This is a genomic window from Bacteroides sp. UBA939 (assembly GCF_002293435.1).
In the GTDB taxonomy this organism is placed as follows: Bacteria; Bacteroidota; Bacteroidia; order Bacteroidales; family Bacteroidaceae; genus Bacteroides.
In genome coordinates this window covers 1-8,703 of sequence record NZ_DBDF01000198.1, presented here as the reverse complement: position 1 = coordinate 8,703, position 8,703 = coordinate 1, and the positions used below count along the sequence as shown (strand labels likewise).

Below are 8,703 nucleotides of genomic sequence, written 5' to 3'. Positions count from 1 at the left end.
GATACTCTTGTTAATCATTCACAGCCCTAAATCACCATTAAAAAGAATCCGCGTTCATCCGCTTAATCCGTGTAGTCCGCGTATCCATTTTCACCGCCTAAATTATCATTTATATAAGGTAACTGTAGCAAGATACTTATATCAGAGTAAACTGAAAACAAGTTCGTTTATTGTGGAAGGATGATGATTTTTTGTGATTTCACACTTTCGCTACTACCATCGGAAACTATGGAAGCCCGGTACAGATAAATGCCCGGCGCCAACCGTTGTCCGCTATTGCTGCATAAATCCCATTCTACATAGTATGACTGCCCTTCCGACATGCCTTGCTCCAGATACGTCCACATTTCCCTGCCGGTAAAGTCGTACACCGACATGCGGACAGTCAGCTCAGAACCGGGACGATTATGAGAAAGAACAAAAGTAGTGCTCTCCCTGGCGGGGCTTTCCGTACAGCGAACAGAGAACAGTCCGGCACTTAACCCCCTGACAACCTCAAACTCCAAAGTTTCCACCGACGAATGATTCAATAAATCCCAGGCACGGAACGACAACGTATGTTTACCTTCGGTAAGGGCAGGTATGGAGAAGCGTACAGTTCCCCGGGTGTAGTCTCCCGATACCGGGATATAATAATCATTCAGGGTATACGTCTGCGATGCGCTACCGTCAATAGTCAACGAAAGGTCGTGCCCGATACCGCTGCCTATCGTATTTATACCGTCGGTATCTTCAAGTTCCGCCACAACAAGAGGAGTGCTGTTGGTTTGACCGCCCGGCTGGAAGTCCGGCGTATTCAGGTATAACGTAATCTTAGGTCCTAAAGAGTCAGCCCGGGATATGTCATTATCTGTGCCGCCCACCAGGAAACGGTCAAAATAGCCGCCTGCCTCATTCAAACGGGTATCCAAAGCATAGACGCTCAATAACCCGTCCTTGTCTGAGTAGTTGATATCCAACGGAACAGGGAAAGTAAACTCGAACCGTCCCTGACGGACAGAGTCACTACCCGAGAAAAGCACATTGCTACGCTCCGCATAAGTAAAAGCTCCCTCGTCCGGATTATCAAGAGTCGTAGTTTGTACTTTACTATCAAGAACCGTAGGATGTACCGTACCTGTAAAGTCTTCCGCCGGATTGCCTTCGGGAGTCAGGATACGTCCTTTGACCGTGATTCTGCTACCCGCCTTCACTTGCGGATAAACATCATCTTCTTCCGCCACCTTTACACCGGCAAATTCATCTATCCGCACCTGATAATCGGGATAAGCCAGAGTTAGTGCAGGGTCGCCGATAAGGCTGAAGTTCAGTTTATTCCTGTCGTTGGAAAGAGCCTCGTCGCACTTGGACAACCTCATAATATCCCCCAAACGCAGGCGCTTACCTTCGGGGCGGGAAAAGATATGCCGCAGAAAGGCTTGGTTCAAGGCAGAATTCTGTGCGGCATACACCACACGGGAAGTAGTGAGCAATGCAATAGCTCCACCCTTCGCATTCAAAAAGGCTTGCTCGCCGGCAGAGGTTTGTATATCATCGAAACGAGTGAAGTCACAAGTAGCCGTTATCCATAAAGGCAGACGCGGTGAGGTCATACGGGCAATATCTCCCGTAGTCAGAAGGTTTTCCGCCGCCCAGGCTGATGTACTTCCATGACCGGTATAGTTCACCACCAGCATTCCACGGTCGAACATTTGCGACAAACGTTTCGTCACATCCGGATAAGCATATCCGGTAGCGGAAGATTCCCGGCGATAGGCATCGGCATACACACGGTTTACAAGCAGCGAAGGATAATGTTGTTCCGTATAACTTGCCAGTACCTCAGCTTGGGAGGCATGGAGGTTATTATCCCCGTCATCCGCCACATAGCATACCGTATGCTTCCACGCCCCCGCCTGTTTGTTCTCCATATAAGCAATGGTTTTATCAACGGCAGCTTTTGCCTCTGCAGCCGTACGAACGGGGAAACGTCCGATACCAATGTCCAGCATGGCGGCAGTCAGGTCATCTCCTTCTTCATCGTCCAGAAAGCCGAAGTAATCATCTGTTATGTAGGATTCAGTCTCCAGAAGGGAACTTACCGACTGATAAGAAAGCAGATAATTCCCGGGGCGGTCATTCTTCCAGGAAGAAGTCAGCATACGGTTATCATAACTGCAATCTCCGAAGAAGAGCAGGTATTTGGGACGTTCCGCTTCATTCCTGAAACGGTCATACAGCATTTTCATCAGACGGCGATAAGCCGTTGCATCAGGTGTTCCGGAGGAGAACTCATTGTATATCAGGGGGGCGACAACAACCGTCACGGATAAACCGTCTTTTTCGCGATGCGCCTGCGCCAAGCGTTCGGCTTGTGTCATCAAGTCTGTCCGGTCAGGAACTATGATAATCATATCCGTTGCTCCCATCGCATGCAAATCCTGATTGGGGACAGAACCAACAGCCTCCACTGTATCGAAGCCAGTTGCACCGGCATCGGGAGTAACAGCGACAAACTCACGCAATTCTCCCGCCGGAATAGTAAATGTGAAAGTACCATCCATGAAGCGTCCGTCCATTCTGCAGATGTCCGACGGAGTAGTGACATCCCACACTATAGTAGAAGCCACTGCTCCGGAAAGAACGAAAGTGGTTTCTTTCCCGATAGAAGCCAAAGAACGGAAGGTGAGATAAGGAGCGGTCAGCATAAGCGCCCGGGTATAATTTAAAGCGATATAATCCAGACGTCCCGTTGTACCCGAAGGGCGGTCATGAGTAATAGTTACGACGGTATTTTCCGACTTCGTTCCTTTCCAGGCGGTATGAATAGTAGCAGAAGTGGCTTTGGTATAATACTGACTGCCGGATGAAATAGAGAGCAATCCGGCTGTTCTTTGCAGTTCTCCGTTCACTGCCGCGGAGTAAGAAGTGGATGTTTCAACGGAGCGGGCAGCGAATACGGTAGTCAGCCATCCGGAACCTTCAGGTACTATGCCCGGTAAGGTAAGGGTGTAGCTTCTTGTGTCTCCGGCAACGTAATCATAACCTTCATAAAGCTCCCTTCCGGTATTTCCCCAACTGTACGCATCCTCTTCATGGAGAGTATATGCATCAAACGTAGTCAGCCGGTTGGCAACTGTCTGCTCCAAAGAAGGAATGACTTCAACTTCCTTTTCCGGAATATCTTCCCGGTCGGTCAGAAAATAATATCCTGCGTCAGAATAGAAATTACGCTCCCGCACAAAACAGGAGTTACCGGAGTCCGGCTTCCAGGAGATTGTTCCACGGGCATAGAACAGTAGTCCATCCGGCAAACGAAGCAATTGTACCTCCGGTAAGTCAGCGGCAGGATGTTCACTAAAACGTTGGGATAGCAAATAACCGCCATAACCGAATACCCGTACTTTCTCCGGTTGTGCAAATCCCATCTTCCTCAGTTCCGCATTCGTTATCTTAAAGACACCTGTATTCTTAACACGCACTTGCATCCAAGTACCGGATGCGAGAAGCGAATTTGTACAGGCGGCATCTGTAGGAATGGCATTAACATTAGCAGCAGAAGAATAGGAAGAAGCATTAGCAACAGAGGAAGAAGAAGCAACACCACGGGTACTTGCCCGCTCTACTGCCGTTTCTTTAGGCAAGACTTTTACGGATAGCTTGAAAGAGTTCAGCCGTTGATAACTCCCGTCACGGAAAACCACGGGAAGAAGATGCACGGAAAGAAATCCGCGATGCGCAGAGACTTTAATAGATGAGTGAACCTGAGGAGACTCACCTATTATATTAAGGTCACCTATTATATTAAGGTAAAAAGCACAATCGTCCGGCAACTGTCGCAGACTGTCCAGCCGTGTTTCCAAAGCCAACGTCTCACTCTCTGTCAATCGTTGGTATTCCGGAAACTCTATTTCAGCCTGATAAATGAATGAACGGTAGTTATCGCCCAACGGAAGTTCCCGGGTCACTACGGGGAGCGTTTGCACAGGAGGAAGTTCCTGCCAGTTCAGCGTAATGAATTCCTGCGCCGAAACCGGAAGAAATGAAACAATTAAAATGCAAAGCAACCAGCAACGTTTGATAGACATATAGTATAAATTGACTCAACGTATATAAAAGTCGAGCAACCTATCTTCTCCGAGGTATCCTTGCAAATGCTGTCCTATATGTACCGGCCCTACACCGGCGGGAGTTCCCGTAAACAACAGGTCGCCTATTTTCAGCGTCATGAAGCGACTGACATAAGATATGATCTCATCTACTTTGAAAAGCATATCCGAAGTATTTCCGTGCTGCACCTCCTGCCCGTCTATTTCCAGGCGGAAATCCAGTTGTTGCACATCCCCGCCTGCCAGCGCCAAAGGTATGAATGTACCTACGGCTGCCGAGTTGTCGAACCCTTTGCAGAGTTCCCAGGGATTGCCAGCCTCACGGAACCTGCGCTGCAAATCACGCGCTGTAAAGTCAATGCCTACCGTCACCGAATCGTAATAGCGGTGTGCAAACCGTGGTGCAATATTCTTCCCCAAACGGTTGATTTGTACCACTACCTCGGTTTCATAATGAACCTCATTCGAGAAATCGGGAATAAAGAAAGGTTTTCCGTCTTTCAATATCGCCGAATCGGGTTTCATGAAGATAACCGGCTCTTTATTCACTAACGTATGCCCCAGCTCTTTATTGTGCTGCGCATAGTTCATTCCAACAGCAATTATCTTCATTATTTGATTTCGTTAAAATTCAGGCGATTGAACATCACCGCCAAGTGAGCGTATAAAGACGTGTTTTGAACTACAATATGTTCCGGCACCCGTATACGGAACGGGGTAAAGTTCCATACAGCCTTTATGCCTCCTTCTATCATTGTGTCCGTAATGTGCTGGGCTATTTCGATAGGTACGGTCAGCACACCGATATTCACGCCATATTCGCACATCTTCTGTTCAAAATCCGCCGGATGGAAGATTGGAATCCCGTTCAATGCAGTACCGACCAGCTCCGGATTGATATCGAATGCCGCCACTATCTCCAGTCCAAAGTGTTTCAAACCGGAATCGCGCAACAAAGCTCCTCCTAAACTGCCCACTCCGAACAGGAATGCTTTATGCATGTCGGTAAATCCCAGAAAGTCTTCCAGCACGGCTATCAACGTATCGACTTCATAGCCCACACGCGTACGTCCGGAGATATTTACATAGGATAAATCCTTCGCTATCTGGGAAGCATCTATATTGATTTCTTTGGATATTTGCGTAGAAGAGACATACCGCTCACCCCGCTGCTTAAGTAGCTTAACATTAGACAAATACCAAGGCAACCTGCGCAAAGTAGGCTCCGGCACTTTCATGTTATCCTTATGTTGAATCGCATGGCTTGCAGTCATTGTTCCATTCTTTTAGATTAGAGATTGACAAAAATACGTTTTTTTCCGAAAAACAATAGCCATGACAGAATACTGTTAACATTATTTCTATAAAGTGTTACTCGCCCCTGAACTGAGAGAGCGGTAAACTGACGGAAACTCCTACCGATCGGTACTTCAAACAATCAAAACCTACAAAGACTCCAATCCGCGCCACATCGGAAAGCCCGGCTGAATACCCCAGCTCCGTGTAAGGATGCTGTTTGTACGCAACTACAGAACGGATATGGAGCGATTCATCAAAAAACTTCTTTGACAGGAAAGGAAGCAGCTTCAGCAACAGGCGCGGTGTGTACCAGGATACATTCGCTTGCGCCCAACGCGTATTAGCGGACAGGGCATAATTATGCGGAAGGCTGAATCCCGTATCGAAAGAACGCTCCGTAACCCTGGTATGAGTGGATGCAAAATGTTTGAAGTCGGGGAATTGCAAGTTCTTCGCATTCCGGAACGAACCGGCATTTACAGTCCAGACGAAGCGATTGAACATCCCGAACTCAATCTCCTGCTTTGCAGAGAATTGTAGCAGATGGTACGAGGTGAGATACCGCTTTCCATCTACGGGAAAGGCTCTGTCGTACTTCAAAGTAAAAGTAGGATAACGGGAATCTTCATACACCTTCCTGCCTCGCGAGATATGATAATAATGTGCCGGCGTATACTCCAGCGCAAAGGATGCCTTCAATATATCATTCTCGGGCATCTTCCGGAAATCCTTATTCTCCGGCAGGTTCGGTTCGGCATCTCGCTTAAACCAGCTACGGCTGACGTGATTATCCAGCATCTTCCTGCGCTGCCAGGAAAGGGAAGACGAGAACAGCAATCCATTGGCGGGTTCTATCGAATGGGCAATCGTAAGATAAGTATTCTCGTAGAACTTCACATGGTTATGGCCAAACAGAGAACTGGATACTGCATTAACCAAACGGGATTCTCCGCTTTCCGCATTGTAATCAGCCGACAAGACACCGCCGGAAAGAGAAAGGTGTCCCCGGTTGCGGGGAGCATAATCCAGTGTCAACTCTCCCTGTCCTACCCATTCTTTGCGGGCAATAGTATAATAGAATGAAGGTACAAAACGAAGTGTGGAAGCCTGGGATAACTTAATACCGGTTTTGAGCTTAACGCCCAGCCAAAAGCCGTCAACGAAGTTATATTCGGGAATACAGGAAGAAAGCCCCGGCAAGGTCAACCACGCTTTCTTATTGGAAGTGGTGAAAGTCTTTCCCAACATAATCCTGTTTATTATTTCATCGCCCGCTTTCTTTTTACGAAGCTTTTTGCTGTCCAAAGAGTCCTTCGGAAGTTTCTTCCCTTGTTCCACATCAAAACCTGGCAGCTTTTCTTCTTTATATTGATAGCTCTGCAACTCTTCCAAGCGCAACGGAACGCTACGTACAGTAGTCCAGTAAAGAGAATCTCTTTTTCCGGCAAGCGAATCCACTTCTGTATCCCGGCGTCCTATCCCCGGGGTGGGACGTTCATATTTACGTTTCTGGGGACGCGCCGCTGCTGTTGCTTTCGCCGTTACCTTCGCCGGTTCATCCGCTGCTAACTTCGGCGGTTCATTCGTTGTCGCCTTTGCCGGTTCTTTCGTTGTCGCCTTTGACTGTTCTTTTGTTTCCGTCTCAGGCAGAATCCCGGTTTTAACCTCTGCATAATGCACAGCGGCGAGATAGGATGCTTCCGCTTTAAAACCCATCAAGCTAAAGGAGCTTGACATGGTTGTAGAAACCGGCAGGAAAACAGTGGGCTGAACTTCCTTACAGGTAACCTTAATCTTTGCTTTCAAGCCTCCGCCATGGACGCTGACATCGGCAGCAGATACGCACCACAGGTCTTCTACAATAAACAAATCCCCTTCCAGCAAGCGAGGGTCTTCCCTCTTGGGAATTACCCGTATCTTATTAATCATTTGCCCGGCTTCCACAAAGCAGGCGTCAAGCCGGAAGCGGTAATAGGAAAAGGCTTTCTTGTTTAAAGGGGATATCTTACCGAAAAGTTCGGGAGTGTAAAGGTTGACGGTGGTTATCCCCATTTCTATCTGCACTTCGTCAGGAAAGGAGTTCTTATAAGCTATCACCCGGCTATTCCAGGTATTAGGGGCAGTGAAGGTCACGGCTTGTTGTTCTTCCAGTACAAACAGTTTTCCGAGCCATTTCTTAGATGCATCCCTTACTTCTTTTGATACTTTCAGAACAGCCGGAATAGATGTCCCTTTTCCTGTTCCTTTCAGATAAGTACCTGCCTTGAAGCCTTTTACCTGATTTCGATAATACGAAGCGCGCGCTATTGCCTGCCGCATCACGGCATAAGCGGGGTCTTCTTTACTCTTGGTGATGTTTACTTCCGGCAAGGAATAAATGCGTTCGGAAAGAATTATGTTCTTTTCATAATCCTGTTGTTGCATTCGGAAAGAAAACACTTGCGACATAAAACCCAAAGAAGACACCTCGCAAGTATATTCTCCGGCAGGCAGCTTCATAAGAAAACGTCCGTTTTCGTCCGTGGTAAGTCCCGACTTCATCTCCTTCAGGTAGAGTGCAGCATAAGGAACCGGATTACCTTTATCATCAGCAATGGTACCTTTGAAATTCTGCGCAAAAGATAAGACTATGATAGAATTAAGTATAACCAGACATATAACTCTCTTCATGCTTCTTGTTTTTGAAGTGAATTTAACCATGTTTCTCTGTATAGACGATTAAAGTTTAAAAAGATTGCAAAGTTACATACAATATATTACTTTTGGCACTATTAAATAGAAAGAATATGAAGAATAACGACTGGAAAGAGCGGTTGAATGTGGTTTATTCCACCAATCCTAATTATGACTATGAGGTGGACAATGATGAGGAACAGGTTACATTAGACCCTTCCCGGCAGAACTTGCGCGTGCAATTGGACCGCAAGAACCGCGGTGGCAAAGTAGTTACGCTTGTCACTGGGTTTGTTGGTACGGAAAACGATTTGAAAGAGTTAGGAAAGATTCTTAAATCTAAATGCGGTGTCGGAGGAAATGCCAAAGACGGGGAAATCATCGTACAGGGGGATTTCAAGCAGAAGGTGCTGGAACTGCTGAAGAAAGAGGGATATACGCGGACTAAAGCGGTCGGCTGATTCCGGATTGGCAAACACATCTTCCATCTATCTCCCACCCTGCATCATCCTGCACTGAACAGGCATATATCCTGCACCGAACAGGGCACGCTTTTAGCCTGAATTATTCATAGTGTAAGTACTTCGTAATAATTATTTATGCTATGAATGAGAATTTAACGGTGTAAATGATTAATAGTAGT

General features: G+C 47.1%; 5 protein-coding genes. 1 reads left to right on the top strand and 4 read right to left on the bottom strand.

Annotated elements, in window-relative coordinates:
* Positions 1–167: 167 nt before the first annotated feature.
* The 4 genes from porU to B2Z67_RS12745 all read right to left on the bottom strand — a co-directional run bounded on the left by porU (position 168) and on the right by B2Z67_RS12745 (position 8,057).
* Complete coding sequence (gene porU, locus B2Z67_RS12760; RefSeq protein ID WP_291530220.1) at positions 168–4,067, bottom strand: type IX secretion system sortase PorU; 3,900 nt, start codon at positions 4,065–4,067, stop codon at positions 168–170.
* 15 nt (positions 4,068–4,082) lie between these two features.
* The gene (locus B2Z67_RS12755) at positions 4,083–4,700 is read right to left on the bottom strand and encodes a fumarylacetoacetate hydrolase family protein (RefSeq protein WP_291530219.1); all 618 of its coding nucleotides are present in this window, start codon (positions 4,698–4,700) and stop codon (positions 4,083–4,085) included.
* Complete coding sequence (locus tag B2Z67_RS12750; RefSeq protein ID WP_291530218.1) at positions 4,700–5,362, bottom strand: redox-sensing transcriptional repressor Rex; 663 nt, start codon at positions 5,360–5,362, stop codon at positions 4,700–4,702. The genes B2Z67_RS12755 and B2Z67_RS12750 overlap by 1 nt, the downstream gene beginning before the upstream one ends.
* 97 nt (positions 5,363–5,459) lie before the next feature.
* Positions 5,460–8,057 (bottom strand): DUF5686 and carboxypeptidase regulatory-like domain-containing protein, encoded by a 2,598-nt coding sequence (locus B2Z67_RS12745; RefSeq protein WP_291530217.1) that lies wholly within the window; start codon positions 8,055–8,057, stop codon positions 5,460–5,462.
* 116 nt (positions 8,058–8,173) lie between these two features.
* On the opposite strand from B2Z67_RS12745, the gene B2Z67_RS12740 reads away from it, so the two are divergent.
* Positions 8,174–8,521, top strand: a complete 348-nt coding sequence (locus tag B2Z67_RS12740; RefSeq protein ID WP_291530216.1) for a translation initiation factor — start codon at positions 8,174–8,176, stop codon at positions 8,519–8,521.
* Positions 8,522–8,703 lie beyond the last annotated feature (182 nt).